The organism is Streptomyces sp. NPDC002324, assembly GCF_053593335.1.
Genome location: NZ_JBSFCF010000056.1, coordinates 24,220 through 45,073 on the forward strand (window position 1 = coordinate 24,220; position 20,854 = coordinate 45,073).

Consider the following 20,854-nt stretch of genomic DNA (forward strand, 5'->3'; position numbering starts at 1 on the left):
GGAATGAGGGATCTCCCTGTATTTCCCGGGACCTCGGCGTGACACGTGTCCCACTGCCGTAGCATCGCTGCCAGGCCGCCCCACCTGCCTCCCCGTCAAGATCTTCTTCACGGCGGGCAGTTGGCCGTCCCCGGGAGGTTTTATGCAGCACCGCGGCAGGCACCGACGACGCAGAAGGGGACGTGCGCTGCGTGCGTCCCTGGCGGGCACCGCGCTGGCGCTCACGGCGGCGGCCACGCTGATCAGCACCTCGCAGGCCGCGGGCGGCAGCACGCCGGGCTCCCTCTCCTCCCTCACCTCGGCCGGTGAGCTGCACAGGCTGCAGCTCCGGGAGACCCTGACCGACCCCACCGACCTGCACGGCCTGGCCCGGGCGACGGGCGGCCCGGTCGGTGTCGACGAGGTGCTGCGCAGCGCGAACCACGCGATGCGCGGCGAGGGCGACTGCTTCGACAGCGAGAAGGACAATCTGCCCGTCGAGCCGGTGGCCGTGCGGGCGTACTGCTGGGAGGCGGGCGACGCGGTCAGCGACAAGTGGGCCCCCCGCTCGGTCACCACGTCCCGGGACAACCGGGTCATCGTGGCCGGCTGGTCGCACACCGGTGTGCGGAGCGTCCCGCCCGGCGGCGGCGCGGCGAACGCGGACCGCGGCGGCACGGACGGCGCGGGCCGGGACGGCACCGGCCTCGTCCCCGTCGACGAGAAGGGGCTCGCCCGGGTCGCCTTCGTCGACGCGAGCGACCCGGCGAACCTCGCCTACCGATGGGTCCTGCTGGTCGTGCCGACGACCGGCGGCCAGGGCTTCGAGGGCCTGCGTTCCCGGCTCGGCGGCATGGCCTGGTACGACGACAAGCTGATCGTCACCGCGCGAGGTCCGGGCGGCCGCGAAGGGCAGGACGACTCGCTGTACGTGTTCGACCTGGCCCGCTTCCTGCGCGCCGACGTGACCGACAGCGACGCGATCGGCACGGTCGACAAGCCGGGCAAGGGCGGTAAAGCCGGCAAGGGCTGGTCGGCCCACCACTACCGGTACGCGCTGCCCGCGGTCGCCTCCTACAGCCCCCCGTCGGGCGACGGTTGCGACGCGCGCGACAACGACGGGGTGCCCTGCTTCGGCTCGCTCTCCCTCGACCGGACGTCGACACCGCCCACGGTCGTGGCGAACGAGTGGTTCCGCCCCGGCCGCGAGGAACCCGCCCGCGTCTGGCGCTACGCCCTCGACGTCACCGGCGACCGCACCGGCCTGCTCAGCACCAGCGGGCGCCGGAGCGACGCCGTGGCGACCGAGGCGTACGAGACCGAGGCCACCGGCGTCCAGGGGGTCCTCGCCCACCAGGGGGACTGGTACGTCGAGCAGGCCGCGGAGAAGCGCGGCACGCAGGGCACCCTCTGGCGGCAGGACGAGGAGGGGGCCGACGCCGCCAAGTGTCCGGCCGGCGATTCGAGCGGGACCTCGGGCGCGGACCTGGAGTCGTACGCCTGCTGGGGGCGGCACACCGCCTCCCTCTCCTACTCGCCGGAGACCGGCGAGGTGTGGACGCTCACCGATCCCGTCCCGGAGCGCGTGCTCTACGCGGTGCGGCTGCGGGACGTCGACAGCGCGCTGGGCTAGGGCGACCGGTCGGCCGGCCCGCCCCCAAGCCCGGCCAGGTGACCCGGCCCGGCCTTGGAGGCGGGCCGGGCCTCGTGGTTCCCTGGGCCCATGAGCAGCAGTCCCGTCACCACCTGGTCCCTGGAGCAGACCTCGCCCAGCGACCTGCTTCCCGCCACCGCACCCGAGGGCGACGACGTCCGTATCGTGCGCGCCGGGGTCCCCTCCCCCGAGTTCAGCCGCTTCCTGTACGCCTCCGTCGGCGGTGACATCCGCTGGACCGACCGGCTGTCGTGGTCGTACGAGCGGTGGCAGGAGCACCTGGGCCGGCCGGGTGTGGAGACCTGGGTCGCCCACGACCGGGGGACGCCCGCCGGGTACGTGGAGATGGAGCCGCAGGACGACGGGGTCGTGGAGATCGCGTACTTCGGGCTGGTCCCGGCGTTCCGGGGACGGCGCATCGGCGGGCATCTGCTGTCGTACGGGACGGCCCGCGCCTGGGACCTCGCCGAGCGGTGGCCGGAGCTGCCGCCGACCAAGCGGGTCTGGCTGCACACCTGCTCCCTGGACGGGGAGCACGCCATGGGGAACTACCTGCGGCGGGGTTTCCGGCTGTTCGACACGAAGGTGACCGAGGAGGCGGACGTCCCGGCGCCGGGGCCCTGGCCCGGAGCGGCCGTTCCCACACCATGACCCACATCACATCGTCTCGCCATGCGAGACATCCTTGTCCGACATATGGATGACGGTGGACTCGGTCTAAAGAGCCGTGACACGCTTCCGTCATGTCTGGAACTGGAATTGCCTTGGTGAGTCGGCGGCACGTCGACCTCGGCCGCATGTCCAGCGCCATCTGTCCGGTGAGCTGACGCCCGACCGCGAGGGGTCGGACGACCCCGGGCCCCAGCGCCGCACCTCCTCTGTTTCAGCCCGCGCAAGGACGCGCAGGCGCCGCACACGCTGCCGGTGTGTGCCCGCATGCGCGCGCAAGCGCAGGTCAGAGCCGCCTCCCCGCCTTTCCCGAAGGACATACACCCATGGCCGCCACCCCGCAGAACCCCGCCACGCCCCGCCGTAAGGCGAGCCGTCACCGTGGTGAGGGCCAGTGGGCCGCGGGACACTTCACCCCGCTCAACGGCAACGAGCAGTTCAAGAAGGACGACGACGGTCTCAATGTGCGGACACGCATTGAGACGATCTACTCGAAGCGCGGCTTCGACTCGATCGACCCCAACGACCTGCGCGGCCGGATGCGCTGGTGGGGGCTGTACACCCAGCGCAAGCCCGGGATCGACGGCGGCAAGACCGCGATCCTGGAGCCGGAGGAGCTGGACGACAAGTACTTCATGCTGCGCGTGCGGATCGACGGCGGGCGGCTGACCACCCGCCAGCTCCGGGTGATCGGCGAGATCTCGCAGGAGTTCGCGCGGGGCACCGCCGACATCACCGACCGGCAGAACGTGCAGTACCACTGGATCCGCGTCGAGGACGTGCCCGAGATCTGGGAGCGGCTGGAGGCCGTCGGCCTGTCCACCACCGAGGCCTGCGGTGACACCCCCCGTGTGATCATCGGCTCACCCGTCGCCGGGATCGCCGCGGACGAGATCATCGACGGCACGCCCGCGATGGAGGAGATCCAGCGGCGGATCATCGGCAACAAGGACTTCTCGAACCTGCCCCGCAAGTTCAAGTCCGCGATCTCCGGCTCGCCGCTGCTCGACGTGGCGCACGAGATCAACGACATCGCGTTCGTCGGTGTCCGCCACCCCGAGCACGGCCCCGGCTTCGACCTGTGGGTCGGCGGCGGCCTCTCCACCAACCCCAAGATCGGGCAGCGGCTCGGCGCGTGGGTGCCGCTGGACGAGGTCGCGGACGTCTACGAGGGCGTCATCTCGATCTTCCGCGACTACGGCTACCGGCGGCTGCGCACCCGCGCCCGCCTGAAGTTCCTGCTCGCCGACTGGGGCACGGAGAAGTTCCGTCAGGTCCTGGAGGACGAGTACCTGAAGCGCAAGCTGGTCGACGGCCCGGCGCCGGACCAGCCGGTGGCGCGCTGGCGCGACCACGTGGGCGTGCACCCGCAGAACGACGGCCGCTTCTACGTCGGGTTCGCCCCGCGTGTCGGCCGCGTGGACGGCACCACGCTGACGAAGATCGCCGACCTCGCCGAGGCGCACGGCTCCGGCCGGGTCGCGACCACCGTCGAGCAGAAGATGATCGTGCTCGACGTCACCGAGGAACAGATCGACTCGCTCGTCTCGGGCCTGGAGGCGCTGGACCTCACGGTCAACCCCTCGCCCTTCCGACGCGGCACCATGGCCTGCACCGGCATCGAGTACTGCAAGCTCGCCATCGTCGAGACCAAGGCGCGCGGCTCGCTGCTGATCGACGAACTGGAGCGCCGCATCCCGGAGTTCGACGAGCCGATCACCATCAACATCAACGGCTGCCCGAACGCCTGCGCGCGTATCCAGGTGGCGGACATCGGTCTCAAGGGCCAGCTCGTCCTGAACGACGCGGGCGAGCAGGTCGAGGGCTACCAGGTGCACCTCGGCGGCGCACTCGGTCTGGAGGCCGGCTTCGGCCGCAAGGTGCGCGGCCTGAAGGTCACGGCCGACGAACTGCCCGACTACGTCGAGCGTGTGCTCAAGCGCTTCCAGGACGAGCGCGCGGACGGCGAGCGGTTCGCCGCGTGGGTCACCCGCGCCGACGAGGAGGCCCTGTCGTGAGCGAGCGAGCCGCCCCCTTCCACTGCCCCTACTGCGGTGACGAGGACCTGCGCCCCCACGAGGCCGGACACGGCGCGTGGGAATGCGGGGCCTGCAATCGAGCCTTCCAGTTGAAGTTCCTCGGGCTGCTGTCCCGGGGATTTCAGCGAGCCGACAGCGGAGGGGATCACATATGACTACCGTTCAGGCGGATTCCGACACAGCGGCTTCCTCGCCGGACACGGCCGGCCCGGAAGCGGCGAAGCGCGCCGAGCTCAAGGCGCTCGCCGAGCAGGCCGGCCGTGATCTGGAGAACGCCTCGGCGCTGGAGATCCTCCAGTGGGCCGTGGACACCTTCGGCAAGAGCTTCTGCGTGACCTCCTCCATGGAGGACGCGGTGGTCGCGCACCTCGCCTCCCGGGCCAGGCCCGGCGTGGACGTCGTGTTCCTGGACACCGGCTACCACTTCCCGGAGACCATCGGCACCCGGGACGCCGTCGAGGCCGTGATGGACGTCAACGTCATCACGATCACCCCGCGGCAGACGGTCGCCGAGCAGGACGCCGAGTACGGGCCGAAGCTGCACGACCGCGACCCCGACCTCTGCTGCTTCCTGCGCAAGGTCAAGCCGCTGGAAGAGGGGCTGACCCGGTTCGACGCGTGGGCGACGGGCCTGCGCCGCGACGAGTCCGAGAGCCGGGCGAACACCCCGGTCGTCGGCTGGGACGACAAGCGCGGCAAGGTCAAGGTCTCCCCGATAGCGCGCTGGACGCAGGACGACGTGGACGCCTACGTCGCCGAGCACGGCGTGCTCACCAACCCCCTGCTCATGGACGGCTACACCTCCGTGGGCTGCGCCCCCTGCACCCGCCGGGTCGCCCCCGGCGAGGACGCGCGGGCCGGCCGCTGGGCGGGCAACAACAAGACCGAGTGCGGGCTGCACCTGTGAGCGCCGCAGTGGCCACCGGCACCGCCGAGACAGCCGACACCGTCGGGAGCACCGTCCCCGGGACGGGCCGTGCCCCCGCGACGAACCAGGAGAACCAAGTGACGACCGGAGTCACCGGAGCCACGGGAGCCACCGTCTGGCTCACGGGTCTGCCGAGTGCCGGCAAGACCACCATCGCCCACGAGCTGGCGGGCCGCCTGCGCGAGGACGGCCACCTCGTGGAGGTCCTCGACGGCGACGAGATCCGCGAGTTCCTCACCGCGGACCTGGGCTTCAGCCGCGCCGACCGCCACACCAACGTGCAGCGCATCGGCTTCCTCGCCGAACTCCTCGCCCGTAACGGCGTCAAGGCCCTCGTTCCGGTCATCGCGCCCTACGCCGACAGCCGCGAGGCGGTCCGGGGGCGCCACGCCGCCAGCGGTGCCGCGTACGTCGAGGTGCACGTGGCCACGCCGGTCGAGGTGTGCTCGGAGCGCGATGTGAAGGGTCTGTACGCCAAGCAGGCGGCCGGCGAGATCTCCGGGCTGACCGGTGTCGACGACCCGTACGAGGCTCCCGAGACCCCGGACCTGCGCATCGAGTCGCAGAACCAGACGGTCCAGGAGTCCGCGGCGCTGGTCCACCAGCTGCTCACCGAGAAGGGTCTGGCATGACGACGACCGTCGCCGCCGTCTCCGGGGAGACCGGCACCCCGTACACCCTGTCCCACCTGGACGCCCTGGAGTCCGAGGCGGTCCACATCTTCCGCGAGGTGGCGGGTGAGTTCGAGCGGCCGGTGATCCTGTTCTCCGGCGGCAAGGACTCCATCGTCATGCTGCACCTGGCGCTGAAGGCGTTCGCCCCCGCGGCGATCCCCTTCTCCCTGCTGCACGTGGACACCGGGCACAACTTCCCCGAGGTCCTGGAGTACCGCGACCGCACCGTCGCCGACCACGGGCTGCGCCTGCACGTCGCCTCCGTCCAGGACTACATCGACCGCGGAGTGCTCAAGGAGCGCCCGGACGGGACGCGCAACCCGCTCCAGACGGTGCCGCTGACCGAGAAGATCCAGGCCGAGAAGTTCGACGCGGTCTTCGGCGGCGGGCGCCGCGACGAGGAGAAGGCCCGCGCCAAGGAGCGCGTGTTCTCCCTGCGGGACGAGTTCTCCCAGTGGGACCCGCGCCGCCAGCGCCCCGAGCTGTGGAACCTCTACAACGGCCGCCACGCCCCCGGCGAACACGTCCGCGTCTTCCCGCTGTCCAACTGGACCGAGCTGGACGTCTGGCAGTACATCGCCCGCGAGGGCATCGAACTGCCGGAGATCTACTTCGCCCACGAGCGCGAGGTGTTCCAGCGGGCCGGCATGTGGCTGACCGCCGGAGAGTGGGGCGGCCCCAAGGACGGCGAGACCGTCGAGAAGCGCCTGGTGCGCTACCGGACCGTGGGTGACATGTCCTGCACCGGCGCCGTCGACTCCGACGCGACGACGCTGGACGCCGTGATCACCGAGATCGCCGCCTCCCGGCTCACCGAGCGCGGCGCGACCCGCGCCGACGACAAGATGTCCGAGGCCGCGATGGAAGACCGTAAGCGCGAGGGGTACTTCTAAGCATGAGCACGATCACCGCCGAGGAGCTCTCGGCCACCACGCTGCTGCGGTTCGCCACCGCCGGTTCCGTCGACGACGGCAAGTCCACCCTCGTCGGACGGCTGCTGCACGACTCCAAGTCGGTCCTCACCGACCAGCTGGAGGCCGTGGAGCGTGTCTCCGCCAGCCGCGGCCAGGATGCCCCGGACCTCGCGCTGCTCACCGACGGCCTGCGGGCCGAGCGGGAACAGGGCATCACCATCGACGTGGCCTACCGCTACTTCGCCACCCCGCGCCGCCGCTTCATCCTCGCCGACACCCCCGGCCATGTGCAGTACACCCGCAACATGGTGACGGGCGCCTCCACGGCCGAGCTGACGGTGATCCTCATCGACGCCCGCAACGGTGTCGTCGAACAGACCCGTCGGCACGCGGCCCTCGCGGCGCTGCTGCGGGTGCCGCACGTGGTACTCGCGGTCAACAAGATGGACCTGGTCGACTACGCCGAGCCCGTCTTCGCCGCGATCGCCGAGGAGTTCACGGCGTACGCCACCGAGCTGGGCGTCCCGGAGGTCACCGCGATCCCGATCTCGGCGCTCGCCGGTGACAACGTGGTGGAGCCGTCCGCGAACATGGACTGGTACGGCGGCCCGACCGTGCTGGAGCACCTGGAGACGGTCCCGGTCGCCCACGACCTGAGCCACTGCCACGCGCGCCTGCCCGTGCAGTACGTGATCCGGCCGCAGACCGCCGAGCACCCCGACTACCGGGGCTACGCCGGTCAGATCGCCGCCGGTTCCTTCCGGGTCGGCGAGCAGATCACGGTGCTGCCCTCGGGGCGTTCCACGAAGATCGCCGGCATCGACCTGCTCGGCGAGGCGGTCGACGTCGCCTGGACGACCCAGTCGGTGACGATCCTCCTGGAGGACGACATCGACATCTCGCGCGGCGACCTGCTGGTACCCAGCAAGGACGCCCCGCCGACCACCCAGGACATCGAGGCGACCGTCTGCCACGTCGCCGACGCCCCGCTGACCGTCGGCCACCGCGTGCTGCTCAAGCACGGCACCCGTACCGTCAAGGCGATCGTCAAGGACATCCCGTCCCGGCTCACCCTCGATGACCTGTCCCTGCACCCGCACCCGGGACAGCTCGTCGCCAACGACATCGGCCGAGTGAAGATCCGTACCGCCGAGCCGCTGCCCGTCGACTCCTACTCGGACTCGCGGCGCACCGGTTCGTTCATCCTGATCGACCCGAACGACGGCACCACACTCACCGCCGGCATGGTCGGCGAGTCGTTCGCCTCCCCGGAGCCCGTCAAGGACGAGGCCGAGGACGACGGGTGGGACTTCTGACATGAACTCCCAGGACTTCTACGCGACGTTCGCGAAGGAGGGCGGCCGGGTGGGCAGCGGCGCCCTCGGAAGCGGGCAGGGCGGAGTGGCGCGATGTGTGCGCTGACGTACGCGCACTGCCTGCGCGCCCTCACCCCCCACCGCCGTAGACGAAAACCCGATTTCCCGGCCACGACCTGAGAGACCGTGACCGCCGGGCCTCCGAGAGGAACACCTCCCGTGCCTGCACACCGCTCCGCTGCTTTCCGGCGTACCTTCGCGGCCATCACCGCCCTCCCGCTGCTGGCGCTGGCCGCCTGCGGCTACGGCTCCGAGTCCACGGAGTCCAAGACCGACAAGGTCGCCGCCGGCGCCGAGAAGATCGACGGTCTCGACACCGTCAACATCGGCTACTTCGGCAACCTCACCCACGCGACCGCTCTCGTCGGTATCCAGAAGGGCTTCTTCCAGAAGGAGCTCGGCGGTACGAAGGCGAAGTACACGACCTTCAACGCCGGCCCCTCGGAGATCGAGGCCCTCAACGGCGGCTCCATCGACATCGGCTGGATCGGCCCGTCCCCGGCGATCAACGGCTACACCAAGGCCGACGGCGCCAACCTGCGCATCATCGGCGGTTCGGCGTCCGGCGGTGTGAAGCTGGTCGTCAACCCGGACAAGATCAAGTCCCTGAAGGACGTCAAGGGCAAGAAGATCGCCACCCCGCAGCTCGGCAACACGCAGGACGTGGCGTTCCTCAACTGGATCGCGGAGCAGGGCTGGAAGGTCGACGCGAACACCGGCAAGGGCGATGTGTCCGTGGTCCGCACGGAGAACTCCGTCACCCCGGACGCCTACAAGTCCGGTGCCATCGACGGCGCCTGGGTGCCGGAGCCGACCGCGTCCAAGCTGGTCGCCGAGGGTGGGAAGGTGCTGCTGGACGAGGCCGACCTGTGGCCGGACAAGAAGTTCGTGATCACGAACATCATCGTGCGCCAGGAGTTCCTGAAGCAGCACCCGGACGTGGTGGAGGCCGTCCTGCGCGGCTCGGTCAAGACCAACGCGTTCATCGTCTCCGACGCCGACGCGGCGAAGGCCGCGGCGAACGCCCAGCTCAAGGCCGACTCCGGCAAGGAACTGCCGGCGGACGTGCTCGACCCGGCCTGGAAGTCCATCCAGTTCATCAACGACCCGCTGGCGTCCACCCTGCAGACCGAGGCCGATCACGCGGTCAAGGCCGGGCTGCTGGAGAACCCGAAGCTCGACGGGATCTACGACCTGACGCTGCTCAACAAGGTCCTCAAGGCCGAGGGCGACGACGAGGTCAGCGACGCCGGTCTCGGCGTCAAGTAACCGCGAAGTCCGATGAGTTCCCAGGAGGTGACGACCATGGCCACCGCACTCGCCAAGGCCGCCGACGGCGTCCAGGCGGCGCAGCATGCCGCCCGTATCGAGCACGTATCGAAGTCCTTCTCCGGACCGGCCGGGCAGCAGCTCGTGCTGGACGACATCACGCTCGATGTCGCTCCCGGCGAGTTCGTCACCCTCCTGGGGGCCTCGGGCTGCGGCAAGTCGACGCTGCTCAACCTGGTCGCGGGTCTCGACGCCCCGACCGCGGGCAGCATCACGACCGACGGGCGTCCGGCCCTGATGTTCCAGGAGCACGCCCTGTTCCCGTGGCTCACCGCGGGCAAGAACATCGAACTCGCCCTGAAACTGCGGGGAGTCGCCAAGCACGAGCGCCGTGAGCGGACCGAGAACCTGCTCGGTCTGGTCCGGCTGAAGGGCGCGTACGGCAAGCGGGTGCACGAGCTGTCGGGCGGTATGCGCCAGCGCGTCGCCCTGGCCCGCGCCCTGGCACAGGAGAGCAAGCTGCTGCTGATGGACGAGCCGTTCGCCGCGCTCGACGCCATCACCCGCGACGTGCTCCACGACGAGCTGACCCGGATCTGGCGCGAGACACAGGTCTCGGTGCTGTTCGTGACGCACAACGTGCGTGAGGCGGTACGACTCGCCGAGCGGGTCGTCCTGCTGTCCTCGCGGCCCGGCCGCGTGGCCCGCGAGTGGACCGTGGGCATCCCGCAGCCGCGCCGCATCGAGGACACCGCCGTGGCGGAGCTGTCCGTCGAGATCACCGAAGAACTGCGTAGGGAGATCCGCCGCCATGGCCAGCACTGAGACCGAGAGCGGCACCGTCCCCGGCAAGGACGTCAGGGACGTCAAGGACGTCAAGGACGCCGACGATCTCGCCGGGCTGGAGGCGGGCCTCGACGCGCTGGACTCGGTGCAGACCGGGCGGCCGCCGCTGCGTCAGGTACTCGTCCAGAAGGTGCTGCCCCCGATCACGGCGATCGCGCTGGTGCTGGCGGTCTGGCAGCTCCTCGTCCTGGCGGAGGTGGCCCCCGCCTACAAGCTGCCCGCGCCCTCGGCGGTGTGGGGGGAGGTCCGGCAGGCCTGGCTGCAGGGCACGCTCCTGGAGTCCATCTGGACCAGCGTCTCGCGCGGCCTGCTCGGCTTCCTGGCCGCTCTGGCGATCGGTACCCCGCTGGGTCTGCTGGTGGCCCGGGTCCGGGTCGTCCGGGCGGCGATCGGCCCGATCCTCTCCGGTCTGCAGTCGCTGCCGTCGGTGGCGTGGGTGCCGGCCGCGGTGGTGTGGCTGGGCCTGGAGCCGTCGGTGATGTACACGGTGATCCTGCTCGGCGCGGTCCCCTCGATCGCCAACGGCCTGGTGTCCGGCATCGACCAGGTGCCGCCGCTGTTCCTGCGGGCCGGGCGCACGCTGGGCGCGACCGGGCTGAAGGGCACCTGGCACATCGTCATGCCGGCGGCCCTGCCCGGGTACGTGGCCGGTCTGAAGCAGGGCTGGGCGTTCTCGTGGCGCTCGCTGATGGCCGCCGAGATCATCGCCAAGGCCCCCGACATCGGCTCGGGTCTCGGGCAGATGCTGGAGGCGGGCCGCACCAACAGCAGCATGCCGCAGGTGTTCCTCGCGATCTTCCTCATCCTGATCGTCGGGATCGCCATCGACCTGCTGATCTTCAGCCCGCTGGAGCGGTGGGTGCTGCGCAGCCGCGGCCTGCTGGTGAAGAGCTGATCCACATGTACGAGAAGCCGGTTCTCCTCGTCGTCGCCCACGGCAGCCGCGACCCGCGGCACGCCGCGACCGTGCACGCCCTCGTCCGCCGGGTGCGGGCGATGCGCCCCGGGCTGCGCGTGGAGACCGGCTTCCTCGACTTCGACGTCCCCTCCGTCCAGGGGGTGCTGGAGTCGCTGGCGGCACAGGGCGTACGGGACGTGGTGGCCCTGCCCCTGCTCCTGACCCGCGCCTTCCACGCCAAGGCGGACATCCCGGCGGTCCTGCGGGAGGCGCCGCCGTCCCTGCGCATCCGCCGGGCGGAGGTCCTCGGCCCCTCGCCCCTGCTGCTGTCGGCCCTCGAACGCCGGCTGTACGAGGCGGGGCTGAGCCCCGCCGACAAGTCCTCGACCGGGGTCGTCCTGGCCTCGGCGGGGTCCTCCGACCCGGAGGCGATCGCGGTGATCGCCGACATCGCGCGGGAGTGGTGGCACACCGGTTGGTGCGCCGTGCGACCCGCGTTCGCCTCCGCGTCCCTGCCCCGCACCGCTGACGCCGTACGTGAACTGCGGGCCCTCGGCTGCGAGCGGGTGGCCGTGGCGCCGTACGTCATCGCACCCGGCCGGCTGCCGGACCGGATCGCGCGAGGCGCGGCGGAGGCGGGCGCGGACGTGCTGGCCGAGGTTCTCGGCCCCTCCCCCGAACTGGCCTCGCTGCTGCTGCGCCGCTACACCGCCGCGCTGCGGCAGGGGCAGCTCATCGCGGCCTGAACCGTCCTCACGTGTCGCCATCACGGCGGCTTTTGTACGGCTGACAGGCCCGGTCCGTCCCGCTCCTGGACGGAGGCTTCGCGGTGCATGGCGTGGGGAGCGGATCTGTCGTACGGACTTCATGTTCGGGTAGCGTCAGGAGGATCGCGCCGGTTCGGCAGTCCGGTGCTGCGCCAACTGATGTGTGCGGGAGTCGCGTTGCGGGGTTCGGACGGCCGTTGTGGTGCTCTGGGTGTCTCCGTGCTGTCGATCGGGGTGGGGAGCTTCGATGACGGCACCGACATGGAGGAGTTGGGTTTCGTCTCCTCGCGGATGGACGAAGTCCGGCATGCCTTCGAACGGTTGGGAGCCGAGGTCGAACGCTCGCTGGACGAGGACGAGGAGACCATCGAGAGGCTGTTGCGCCGGCGGCTCGTCAACGAGCGGGAGCCGGCCGACGTCACAGTCGTCCACGTGATCGGGCACGGCCGTACGGACCGCGGTGGACGTCTGGGTCTGGTCGCCCGTGACGACCGGGATGTCGAGCTGGATCACTGGATCGAGCGGGCGCAGCGAGAGGTAGAGCGGGGCGGGAACCGGCGGCGCGTGGTGTTCCTCGTGGACACGTGTTCGGCGGGCGTCGCGACGGGTCGGCAGCCGTTGTCCGAACTGGACGGCGAACGCGGGGTGTGGCTGCTCGGAGCGTCCGTGAGCGGTTCACCGACGGAAGGTGGGCGGTTCAGCGGCTGGATCGCGACCGCGCTCCATCGGCTGCGGGACCGGGACTTCTCCCTGAACGCGGAGGCGATCAGCTTCGCCCTGTTCGTCGAGAGCCTGGCCCAGGTGGTCAGGGCGGACGCCGCCGGACAGCGTCTGTCTCTGGGCTTCAGTCTGACCCAGGGTGACGGCGACTGGCCTTTCCTCCCCACTCCGCAACGGGCCAACCTCAGCCCCGAGGAGTTCCAGCGGCAGCGTCGTTCGCTCGGCTACGTACCGGGGGAAGAGGACCTGCGCAGGGATCTGGGCAGCCGTATCGCGGCGGGCGAGGAGATCGGCGACGCTCTCTACTTCATCGACCGGGCCTCCGGGCGTGGCCTGGTGCCCGTCGACATCGGCGTCGGCTTCTTCTCGGGCCGGGCCTCGGAACTGAAGCAGTACATGGCGTGGCAGGCCGCGGACAGCCCACTGCTGACCGTCACCGGTGCCGCCGGTGCGGGCAAGTCGGGGCTGCTGGGCGTCATCGTCTGCGCGGCACACCCGGATCTGCGGGGCCGCTTCCGCGAGCTGTGGACCTCCACGGAGCAACCGCTTCCGGAGGTCCCCCACGTGGTCGCCCTGCACGCCCGGCAGCGCTCGGCGCAGCAGGTGATCGACACGATCGCGGGACATGCCCAGCTCCAGCGGCCGAGGGAGGAGCACGAGGACGAGTCCGACCCCGACCGGCGGACAGAAGCAACTGACTCCGGAGCGCACACCGCCGATTCCGCGCCCTGGACCTCGGCCCTGCTGCGTAAGGCCCTGGAACTGGAGGGGAGGAACCGCTTGATCGTGCTCGACGCGATCGACGAGAGCACGGACCCGCAATCGGTGCTGCGTATCGTCGCCGACCTCGTCGCCCAGAGGGAACAGGACGGCACGTCCGGCCGACCGCCCTGCCGGATCCTGCTGGGCGGTCGGCACGAAGTGATCGACGCGCTGTCCGCCATCGAGGAGATGCCGGAGATCCAGGTCGACCGCGTCGACCTGGACACCGCCGACCGGCTCGCGGTCGAGGAGGACATTCGCCGCTACATAGCTCAACTGCTGGCGACCTGCGAGTCCTACACCACCGGCGCCGCCGCCGAGTTCGTCGGCCTCCTGGCGAAGCTCGGGGCGCAGGGCATCGTCCGCGGGCTGCGGCAGGACAGTCCCTGGGGGCCGTTCCTGCTCGCCGGCCTGTATGTGCACTACCTGATGACGCTGAAGCACCCGCCGCAGGACGAGGTGGGCGCCACCGCGCACGCGAAGCTGGCCACGCCCAACCTGCCGGACCTCCTGGAAGCGGTGCTGCGCGCCCGTGCCGAGGAGTTTCCGGCACTGCGCGCGGTCCTCGCGATCCTGGCCCGCTCACGCGGCGACGGCATGCCCCGGACGGCCCTGCGTCGCTGTCTCAAGGCACTGGACCGCGGCGGGATCACCGACGAGGAGTTCCTGGGCACTCTGCGGGACGCCTCGCCCTTCCTGCGCACCGGCGTCGACCCCGTGAGCAAGGAGGCCCTCTACCGGATCTTCCAGCAAGGGCTCGCGGACTACCTCCACGACCACCCGGAGGATGCGGACCCGTGGGACGAAGCACGGCACAGGGGGCTGGAGCGGGCTCTGCTCGCGGAACTCGTCAACCCCTATCTCGCGGATCCGGTCCGGCACTCGGATCGCTGGGAATCCGTCCATGGCCCCGCGGAGCCATACGTCTTCCGGCACGCCCTCGGCCATGTCACGGCGGCCGGTTCCGAGGAATACGCCGAGGCCCTGCTCACCGATCCCTACTTCCTCGTCCGCTTCGACCCCCGCGAGGATCACCGCGCGCTCGATCTCGTCCGCTCCGAGCAGGCCGCCACGTACATCCGCCTGTTGAACGCCTCGTGGTCGACCCACGCATGGCTCACCAGCAGCATCGACCGGGCCTGGGTGTTCGCCTTCGACGCCGATCGCCTGAGCCTTCCGGACTACCGGCGGGAATTCGCCCGCATCGCCGAGGAGCTGACCTTTCAGCCGGAGCAGGCGGCTGTATCTTTCCTCTGGGCGGAGGGCGGTGAAGCGGAATCGAACGCGCGCGTAGTCGCGAGCGCAAACGGACCGCTGTCCCGCGCGGCCTTCTCACCGGACGGAGCTCTCTTCGCCACTGGTGGTTTCAACGATGTACAGGTCATGGAGACGGAGACCTGGCGTCCGGTCTCGCCGCCCATAGGCCAGTCACTCGAGGACTTCGTCAGCGATGTCGCGTTCTCCCCCGACGGTCGTCTATTGGCCTTCGGAACAGCATCCTGGCAGCGGAACATCCAACTCTGGAACGTACGTGACCGCGTTCTCGTCGGGAAGCCGTGGCGCTGCCACACCGGCTCCGTCCAAGCCCTGGCCTTCTCACGCGACAGCCGATGGCTCGCCGTGGGCAGTGCCGACCTCGACGCTTCCGTGTGGGATATCACCAACTGTCCCCCCACGGAAGTAGCACGGTTGGAAGGCAGCGAGGACGCCGCCGACGTGGAGTTCAGCCCCGATGGAAGGCATCTGGCCGTCTCTGGCAATCGCGGACTCACCCTGTGGCGAACGGCAGACTGGAAGGTCGATGTCCCGCTGAGCCACGAGGCGACACGAGGTATCGCCTTCTCCGAGCGCGGTGGTTACCTCGTCGCTGTTCAGGACAGGAAGGTCGCGCTCTGGTCCGGCGAGAACTTCGAACCGACGCAACCAATACGACCGGCCGACGCTAGCAACAGCGTGGCGGCGATTGCCTGTTCGGCGGACGGCTCACTGCTTGCCCTGGGTACGTCGAACACACTGGAACTGATCGATGTCGCGACCCGACGCACGGTCAGTCGCCTCGCGGCAAGTTACTCCAGACCTCTGGTGTTCCATCCGTCGAATCAGTCGCTGCTGGTGAGCGGCGGTTCATCGGGCCTGCGGCTGTGGACATCGTTCACGCAGAAGGCGGAACCTCTTCGGCTGACGCGGTTCGACGCCTCTGCGGTAACCGGTTCGCCCGACGGTCGGTTCGTCGCCGCCTACGACAAGAACAAGGGTTGCCTGGCTCTCCGTGATCCCGCCACGGGACGCGAAGTCGGATCGGTTCCGATGAAACTGCGCACCGGCATCCCCACTTTCCACTTCACGCCGGACAGCCGGATCCTGGTAGGCCACAACTACGACGATCGCCTGTACATCTTGCGCATCGACTCGCTCCCGACTCCACCGATCGAGACCATTCGCATCGGCGCTTACGCCAACGGAACAACCGTGAGTCATCATTCCAACGTGGTCTTCTCCCCTGACAGCAGGCTGATCGCCCTGGCAATGCAGGATCCCAACTCCAGGACCAATACGATCAAGATCTGGGACTCCCGCAGTCTGCGACTCACGGCCCGTATTCCCTTGCCGGGATGGCCGGGCCCCTTCGGCTTCGCCGGGCCGGACAAGATATTCGTCCATGTGAACAGTGCCATCGCCGTGTACAACTGTGACGGAACCAAGTCGGAGGATCTCCCTTCATGACCCGGATTCTCGGCGTCCACGGCGTCCGCAACTACAAGGCGGCCGACACCACTCCCCGCCTCGGCAACGCCCGTCTGCGCGCCGAATGGCGCGAGGCTCTGGGTGAAACGGCCACCGGCCTCGACGTGCAGACCACGTACTACGCCGACCTGCTGCGCAGCCAGAAGCAGAGCACCGACCTCGACGAGGACGAACTCGCCCTCGTCGAGCAATGGGCCCTGGCGTGGGGGATCGACCCGGATGGGGTCCAGGGCCGGGCGACCGGCTGGCTCCGGTGGATCTGCGGGCAGGTCGCCGAGCGAACGCGGCAGCGGCCGGCCGTGGTCGAGAAGAGCGTCCGGCTGTTCTTCCCCGAGGTGAACCGGTACTTCGCCACCGGCCGTGCACGGGTGCGCGAGCGGGTCAGGGCCGACCTGCTCCGGCATCGTCCGGATGTCGTCGTCGCGCACTCGCTCGGCAGCGTCGTCGCCTACGAGGTCCTCCATGACCTGGCCGGACAGCTCGACGTGCAACTGTTCCTGACGCTCGGCTCTCCGCTGGCACTCCCCCACGCGATCTTCCACCGGCTGGACCCCGGCCCTGTGCGGGGCCGGGGCACGAAACCGGCCGGCGTTCGGCGCTGGACCAACATCGCCGACATCGGTGATTTCGTGGCCGTCCCCAAGGGGGAGCTGGGCCGTGCCTTCGCCGAGGTCGAGGAACTTCCCGAGATCAGCATCGCGCCCTTGTGGCCGCACAGCGTGCTCGACTATCTCCAGCACCCCGCTGTGGCCAAGGCCATCACCGTGCGCTGACCAGCAATCAGTTCCCGTCTCAGGAACGTACGTTGGGGAGCGCCCGCTGCCACGGGTCCCTGCCGCTCGACGCCAGCGCCCGGTCGAACACCGGCGCGTCGGCCGGTACCGGGACAGGGTCGGCGAAGCCGTCGTACTGGCGGTAGAGGGCGCCGTGGGTCTCCACGACGCCGAGGACGAAGTGGGCCGCGGCGTCCGGGACACGGAACGACTGACCGGTCGCGGTCGCGACGTCCCAGCCGTGGACGGCCATCTCCTTGATGACCATGCCGGCGAGGTCGGCGGCGGGCAGCGGGCCCATGCCGAGGTCGATGTCGCCCTCCCACAGCGCCGGGTCGGCCCAGGCCGCGACCGCGCGGTCCAGCTGGGCGGCGTAGGCGTCGGCCCAGTCGGGGGCGGCGGTGAAGTCGCGCTTCGTCAGTTCCTCGGGCAGGGGGGTGCGCAGGGCGCGGTGTTCGAGGCCGTGCGAGGTGTACAGGACCCAGTGGTTGACCAGGGCACGGACGTCCCATTCGCCGCAGTGGGTGGGCCGGTCGAGGTGGTCCGCCGTGACGCCCCGGGCGACCCGGGCCGCCTCGGCGGCGCATGCGCGCATGTACGGGTGGTGCGGGTGCGTGGTGCTGTCGTGGCTCTCCATGCGTCCCACGCTAGGGACGCCACGCCCGGTCCTCTTGAACAAACGCGACAGCCGGCCGCCGGCCCCGGTCAGCCCGTCCCGGTCAGCTCCGCCAGTTTCGCCACCGTGTTCCAGTTGCGGGTCGTGGCGATCAGGCCCTTCGTAAGGCGGGGCTTGGACAGGGTCTCCGCCAGTTTGGAGCGCCCGAGGCCCTCGGGGGCGTAGAGGTAGAGCGCGCGGTCGCCGATCCTGAACTCCTCGGGACGGAAGGCCTTTTGGTCGATCGAATCGAAGCGGGCCGGCTCCACGGCTTGCGAGAAGTACGTGACGTGGAGCTGCCTGCCCTCCAGTTCCGCCGCCGGGAACGGGCAGTCGGCGCGCACGGCCTGCAGATACGCGTGGTCGCGTACGAGGACGTCGACGGTGAAGCCGAAGTGTCCTGCGAGGGCGGCCGTCAGGTCGGCCGCGAGGGAGTCCTCGTCGCCGTGGTCACTGGTGAAGACCGCGTTGCCGCTCTGGAGGTAGGTGGCCACGCCGGTGTGGCCGAGGCCGGTCAGGAGGGTGCGGAGGTCGGCCATGGGGACCTTCTTGTTGCCGCCCACATTGATCCCGCGCAGGAGCGCCGCGTACGTCGTCATGGGGTCACGATAGGCAGGTCGGGGCCGGTGCACCCTGAGCGGCGGCCCCGAGAGGGCGGGATAGGTGTAGGGGGTCGCTGTCCTCCCTGGTGGGGAGGGGGTGCGGTCCGAGGGGAGGACTCGTAGGCGCGAGGGGTCACCGGACAGCACGATGAGATGCGTTTATCCAGCCCATACCTTCGAAACGAAAGGTGGCGGCAGGGGGTCGCCATCGACATCGAGGGGGCTGGCCCGTCATGGGGAACGGAGAGGTACGGGTGCGGGGGATCGCCGCCCGCGCCGGCGGCTGGAGCGCCCGGCACCGGTGGGCGGCCGTCGGTGTCTGGGTGCTGTTCGTCGTGCTGACGATGGGGATCGGCTCGGCGATGGGCTCGGTCGAGGTCAAGGACAGCGACCAGCTCAAGGGGGAGACCAGCACGGCGGCCCACATCGTCGAGGAGGCGGGGATCGAGGAGCCCGCCGGTGAGAGCGTCCTGATCCAGGCGAAGGACGACGGCACCAGGGCCACGGACCCCGCGTTCCGGGCCGCCGTGGACGACGTGATGAAGGCCGTCGGCGACACCGGGAAGGTCATGGACGTGACCTCGCCGTACGCCGCGGGGACGATCTCGAAGGACGGCCGCAGCGCGCTGGTGCAGTTCGACGTGCGCGGCGCGTCGGACACCGCGGGTGAGCGGATCGAGCCGGTGCTGAAGGCCGTCGAGGGTGTCCAGGAGGAGCACGGGACGCTGCGGATCGAGGAGATCGGTGGCGCCTCGATGATGAAGACGTTCGACGACGCCTTCGGGGACGACTTCCAGAAGGCCGAGTACTCGGCCGTGCCGGTGGCGCTCGGCATCCTGCTGATCGCGTTCGGCGCGGTCGTCGCGGCGCTGCTGCCGGTGGCGCTGGCCGTCACCGCGATCATCGCGACGATGGGCCTGATGGCCATCGTCAGCCATGTGATCCCGATGAGCGACACCGCCAACTCCGTGATGCTGCTGGTGGGTCTGGCCGTCGGCGTCGACTACTGCCTGTTCTATCTGCGCCGTGAGCGCGAGGAGCGTGCGGCGGGCCGGGACGCGCAGACCGCGCTGCGGGTGGCCGCCGCGACCAGTGGCCGCGCCATCATCGTCTCCGGTGTCACGGTGTGCGTGGCGATGGCGGGCATGCTGTTCACCGGGCTCGCCGAGTTCGAGGCGATGGGCCTGGCCTCGCTGATGGTCGTCGCCGTCGCGATGGTCGGTTCGGTGACGGTGCTGCCGGCGCTGCTGTCGCTGCTGGGCGGGCGGGTCGAGAAGGGCCGCATCCCGTTCCTGCACCCGGACAAGCGGCGGAAGAACGGCCGCTCGGGGGCCGGTGCGGAGAGCCGCTTCTGGAACGCCGTCCTGCGGGTCGTCCTCGCCAAGCCCGCGCTGTCGCTGGTCGTCGCGGCCGGTGCGCTGCTCGCCGTGGCCGCTCCCGCGGTCGGGATGAAGACGCAGAACCTCACGCTGGACCAGGAGTTCGGCGACTCGCTGCCGATCGTGCAGACCTACAACCGGGTCAACGAGGCCTTCCCGGGCGGTTCCGAACCGGCCGAGGTGGTCGTGAAGGCGAAGGACATCAACGCCCCCGACGTAACGGCGGCGCTGGCCGACTTCAAGAAGGAGGCCGTCGCCTCGGGTGCCTCGCGGGGGCCGGTGGAGATCAAGGTGCACGACGCGCAGAACGTGGCCTTCGTGTACGTGCCGCTGGTGGGCGGCTCCGACCAGGACAGGGCGGGTGCGAGCCTGGACAGGCTGCGCGACGAGGTACGGCCCGCGACGCTCGGCGAGGTCGACGGCGTCCAGGCGCCGATCACCGGGCAGGTCGCGGGCAACAAGGACTTCAACGACCAGCTGACCGGAGCCGTCGTCCCGGTCTTCGCCTTCGTCGTGGTCTTCGCCTTCCTGCTGATGCTGCTGTCGTTCCGCTCGCTGACGATCGCGGTGACGTCGATCGTGCTGAACCTGCTGTCGGTGGGCGCCGCGTACGGCATCCTCGTCGCGGTCTTCCAGCACGGCTGGGGTGCCTCGCTGGTGGGCGCGGAGGGCGTCGGCGCCATCATCACCTGGCTGCCGCTGTTCCTCTTCGTGATCCTGTTCGGGCTGTCGATGGACTACCACGTGTTCGTGGTCTCGCGGATCCGTGAGGCCCGGCTGCGGGGCCGTACGACGAAGGAGGCGATCCGGCACGGCGTCGTCACCACGGCGGGGGTCGTGACCAGTGCCGCCGTCATCATGGTCGCCGTGTTCGCGATCTTCGGGACGCTGTCCATGCAGTCGATGAAGCAGATGGGCGTGGGCCTGGCGGCCGCCGTCCTCATCGACGCGACGATCATCCGGGGTGTGCTCCTCCCGGCGGTGATGGCCCTGCTCGGCGAGCGCAACTGGTACCTGCCGACGTGGCTGAACCGGCTGCCGGACCTCACCCACGACGAGTCGCCGGAGCCCGCGCCGCTGCCGGCCAGGGAGGACGAGAGGGTACGCATCTGACCCCGGGGAGGGGTACGGACGGGGCGGGGGGGGGCGGGAAAGCCGGCCGGCCCCCCCCGGCCCCCCCGGCGGGGGCCCCGGGGGGCGCCCGC

General features: G+C 70.2%; 18 protein-coding genes. 16 read left to right on the top strand and 2 right to left on the bottom strand.

The window, feature by feature from the left end; genetic code table 11:
• Positions 1 to 142 precede the first annotated feature (142 nt).
• The 15 genes from ACWCRJ_RS41180 to ACWCRJ_RS41250 all read left to right on the top strand — a co-directional run bounded on the left by ACWCRJ_RS41180 (position 143) and on the right by ACWCRJ_RS41250 (position 17,013).
• Positions 143 to 1,612, top strand: a complete 1,470-nt coding sequence (locus tag ACWCRJ_RS41180) for a hypothetical protein (RefSeq protein ID WP_450944103.1) — start codon at positions 143 to 145, stop codon at positions 1,610 to 1,612.
• A 90-nt stretch (positions 1,613 to 1,702) separates the two neighbouring features.
• Entirely contained in the window at positions 1,703 to 2,284 is a 582-nt protein-coding gene (locus tag ACWCRJ_RS41185) for a GNAT family N-acetyltransferase (RefSeq protein WP_450944104.1), read from the top strand.
• A gap of 92 nt (positions 2,285 to 2,376) precedes the next feature.
• A complete protein-coding gene (locus tag ACWCRJ_RS41190; protein ID WP_309474722.1) occupies positions 2,377 to 2,460 on the top strand; it encodes a putative leader peptide in 84 nt (27 codons plus the stop codon).
• A gap of 168 nt (positions 2,461 to 2,628) precedes the next feature.
• Complete coding sequence (locus ACWCRJ_RS41195; protein ID WP_450944105.1) at positions 2,629 to 4,320, top strand: nitrite/sulfite reductase; 1,692 nt, start codon at positions 2,629 to 2,631, stop codon at positions 4,318 to 4,320.
• Complete coding sequence (locus ACWCRJ_RS41200) at positions 4,317 to 4,496, top strand: hypothetical protein (protein ID WP_078531503.1); 180 nt, start codon at positions 4,317 to 4,319, stop codon at positions 4,494 to 4,496. The genes ACWCRJ_RS41195 and ACWCRJ_RS41200 overlap by 4 nt, the downstream gene beginning before the upstream one ends.
• A complete protein-coding gene (locus ACWCRJ_RS41205) occupies positions 4,493 to 5,248 on the top strand; it encodes a phosphoadenylyl-sulfate reductase (RefSeq protein WP_450944106.1) in 756 nt (251 codons plus the stop codon). The genes ACWCRJ_RS41200 and ACWCRJ_RS41205 overlap by 4 nt, the downstream gene beginning before the upstream one ends.
• Before the next feature lie 98 nt (positions 5,249 to 5,346).
• Entirely contained in the window at positions 5,347 to 5,901 is a 555-nt protein-coding gene (gene cysC / locus ACWCRJ_RS41210) for an adenylyl-sulfate kinase (protein ID WP_450944119.1), read from the top strand.
• Positions 5,898 to 6,836: a sulfate adenylyltransferase subunit CysD gene (gene cysD / locus ACWCRJ_RS41215; RefSeq protein WP_450944107.1), complete on the top strand. Its 939-nt coding sequence runs from the start codon at positions 5,898 to 5,900 to the stop codon at positions 6,834 to 6,836. The genes cysC and cysD overlap by 4 nt, the downstream gene beginning before the upstream one ends.
• Positions 6,837 to 6,838: 2 nt before the next feature.
• A complete protein-coding gene (locus ACWCRJ_RS41220; protein ID WP_450944108.1) occupies positions 6,839 to 8,173 on the top strand; it encodes a sulfate adenylyltransferase subunit 1 in 1,335 nt (444 codons plus the stop codon).
• Between the two features lie 219 nt (positions 8,174 to 8,392).
• Positions 8,393 to 9,502 (top strand): ABC transporter substrate-binding protein, encoded by a 1,110-nt coding sequence (locus ACWCRJ_RS41225; protein WP_450944109.1) that lies wholly within the window; start codon positions 8,393 to 8,395, stop codon positions 9,500 to 9,502.
• 36 nt (positions 9,503 to 9,538) lie between these two features.
• A complete protein-coding gene (locus tag ACWCRJ_RS41230; RefSeq protein ID WP_450944110.1) occupies positions 9,539 to 10,327 on the top strand; it encodes an ABC transporter ATP-binding protein in 789 nt (262 codons plus the stop codon).
• Entirely contained in the window at positions 10,314 to 11,243 is a 930-nt protein-coding gene (locus ACWCRJ_RS41235; protein WP_450944111.1) for an ABC transporter permease, read from the top strand. Before ACWCRJ_RS41230 ends, ACWCRJ_RS41235 begins: the two co-directional genes overlap by 14 nt.
• A gap of 5 nt (positions 11,244 to 11,248) precedes the next feature.
• Entirely contained in the window at positions 11,249 to 11,992 is a 744-nt protein-coding gene (locus ACWCRJ_RS41240) for a sirohydrochlorin chelatase (RefSeq protein WP_450944112.1), read from the top strand.
• A 255-nt stretch (positions 11,993 to 12,247) separates the two neighbouring features.
• Entirely contained in the window at positions 12,248 to 16,219 is a 3,972-nt protein-coding gene (locus ACWCRJ_RS41245) for a hypothetical protein (protein WP_450944113.1), read from the top strand.
• Positions 16,216 to 17,013, top strand: a complete 798-nt coding sequence (locus ACWCRJ_RS41250; RefSeq protein ID WP_450944114.1) for a hypothetical protein — start codon at positions 16,216 to 16,218, stop codon at positions 17,011 to 17,013. Before ACWCRJ_RS41245 ends, ACWCRJ_RS41250 begins: the two co-directional genes overlap by 4 nt.
• A 19-nt stretch (positions 17,014 to 17,032) precedes the next feature.
• On the opposite strand, the gene ACWCRJ_RS41255 is transcribed toward ACWCRJ_RS41250, so the two are convergent.
• Together ACWCRJ_RS41255 and ACWCRJ_RS41260 are read right to left on the bottom strand one after the other, a co-directional pair.
• Entirely contained in the window at positions 17,033 to 17,650 is a 618-nt protein-coding gene (locus ACWCRJ_RS41255) for a TIGR03086 family metal-binding protein (protein ID WP_450944115.1), read from the bottom strand.
• A 68-nt stretch (positions 17,651 to 17,718) separates the two neighbouring features.
• Positions 17,719 to 18,267, bottom strand: a complete 549-nt coding sequence (locus ACWCRJ_RS41260) for a DUF1697 domain-containing protein (RefSeq protein WP_450944116.1) — start codon at positions 18,265 to 18,267, stop codon at positions 17,719 to 17,721.
• 236 nt (positions 18,268 to 18,503) lie between these two features.
• Between ACWCRJ_RS41260 and ACWCRJ_RS41265 the strand changes: the two genes are divergently transcribed.
• The gene (locus tag ACWCRJ_RS41265; protein ID WP_450944117.1) at positions 18,504 to 20,762 is read left to right on the top strand and encodes an MMPL family transporter; all 2,259 of its coding nucleotides are present in this window, start codon (positions 18,504 to 18,506) and stop codon (positions 20,760 to 20,762) included.
• Positions 20,763 to 20,854 lie beyond the last annotated feature (92 nt).

Bases quoted from the DNA above. Each gene is read 5' to 3' on its own strand.
- cysD (WP_450944107.1), top strand. From the start codon at position 5,898: ATGACGACGACCGTCGCCGCCGTCTCCGGGGAGACCGGCACCCCGTAC.
- ACWCRJ_RS41235 (WP_450944111.1), top strand. From the start codon at position 10,314: ATGGCCAGCACTGAGACCGAGAGCGGCACCGTCCCCGGCAAGGACGTC.
- ACWCRJ_RS41195 (WP_450944105.1), top strand. From the start codon at position 2,629: ATGGCCGCCACCCCGCAGAACCCCGCCACGCCCCGCCGTAAGGCGAGC.
- ACWCRJ_RS41190 (WP_309474722.1), top strand. From the start codon at position 2,377: ATGTCTGGAACTGGAATTGCCTTGGTGAGTCGGCGGCACGTCGACCTC.
- ACWCRJ_RS41240 (WP_450944112.1), top strand. From the start codon at position 11,249: ATGTACGAGAAGCCGGTTCTCCTCGTCGTCGCCCACGGCAGCCGCGAC.
- ACWCRJ_RS41185 (WP_450944104.1), top strand. From the start codon at position 1,703: ATGAGCAGCAGTCCCGTCACCACCTGGTCCCTGGAGCAGACCTCGCCC.
- ACWCRJ_RS41205 (WP_450944106.1), top strand. From the start codon at position 4,493: ATGACTACCGTTCAGGCGGATTCCGACACAGCGGCTTCCTCGCCGGAC.
- ACWCRJ_RS41180 (WP_450944103.1), top strand. From the start codon at position 143: ATGCAGCACCGCGGCAGGCACCGACGACGCAGAAGGGGACGTGCGCTG.
- ACWCRJ_RS41265 (WP_450944117.1), top strand. From the start codon at position 18,504: ATGGGGAACGGAGAGGTACGGGTGCGGGGGATCGCCGCCCGCGCCGGC.
- ACWCRJ_RS41260 (WP_450944116.1), bottom strand. From the start codon at position 18,267: ATGACGACGTACGCGGCGCTCCTGCGCGGGATCAATGTGGGCGGCAAC.
- ACWCRJ_RS41220 (WP_450944108.1), top strand. From the start codon at position 6,839: ATGAGCACGATCACCGCCGAGGAGCTCTCGGCCACCACGCTGCTGCGG.
- ACWCRJ_RS41230 (WP_450944110.1), top strand. From the start codon at position 9,539: ATGGCCACCGCACTCGCCAAGGCCGCCGACGGCGTCCAGGCGGCGCAG.
- ACWCRJ_RS41255 (WP_450944115.1), bottom strand. From the start codon at position 17,650: ATGGAGAGCCACGACAGCACCACGCACCCGCACCACCCGTACATGCGC.
- ACWCRJ_RS41250 (WP_450944114.1), top strand. From the start codon at position 16,216: ATGACCCGGATTCTCGGCGTCCACGGCGTCCGCAACTACAAGGCGGCC.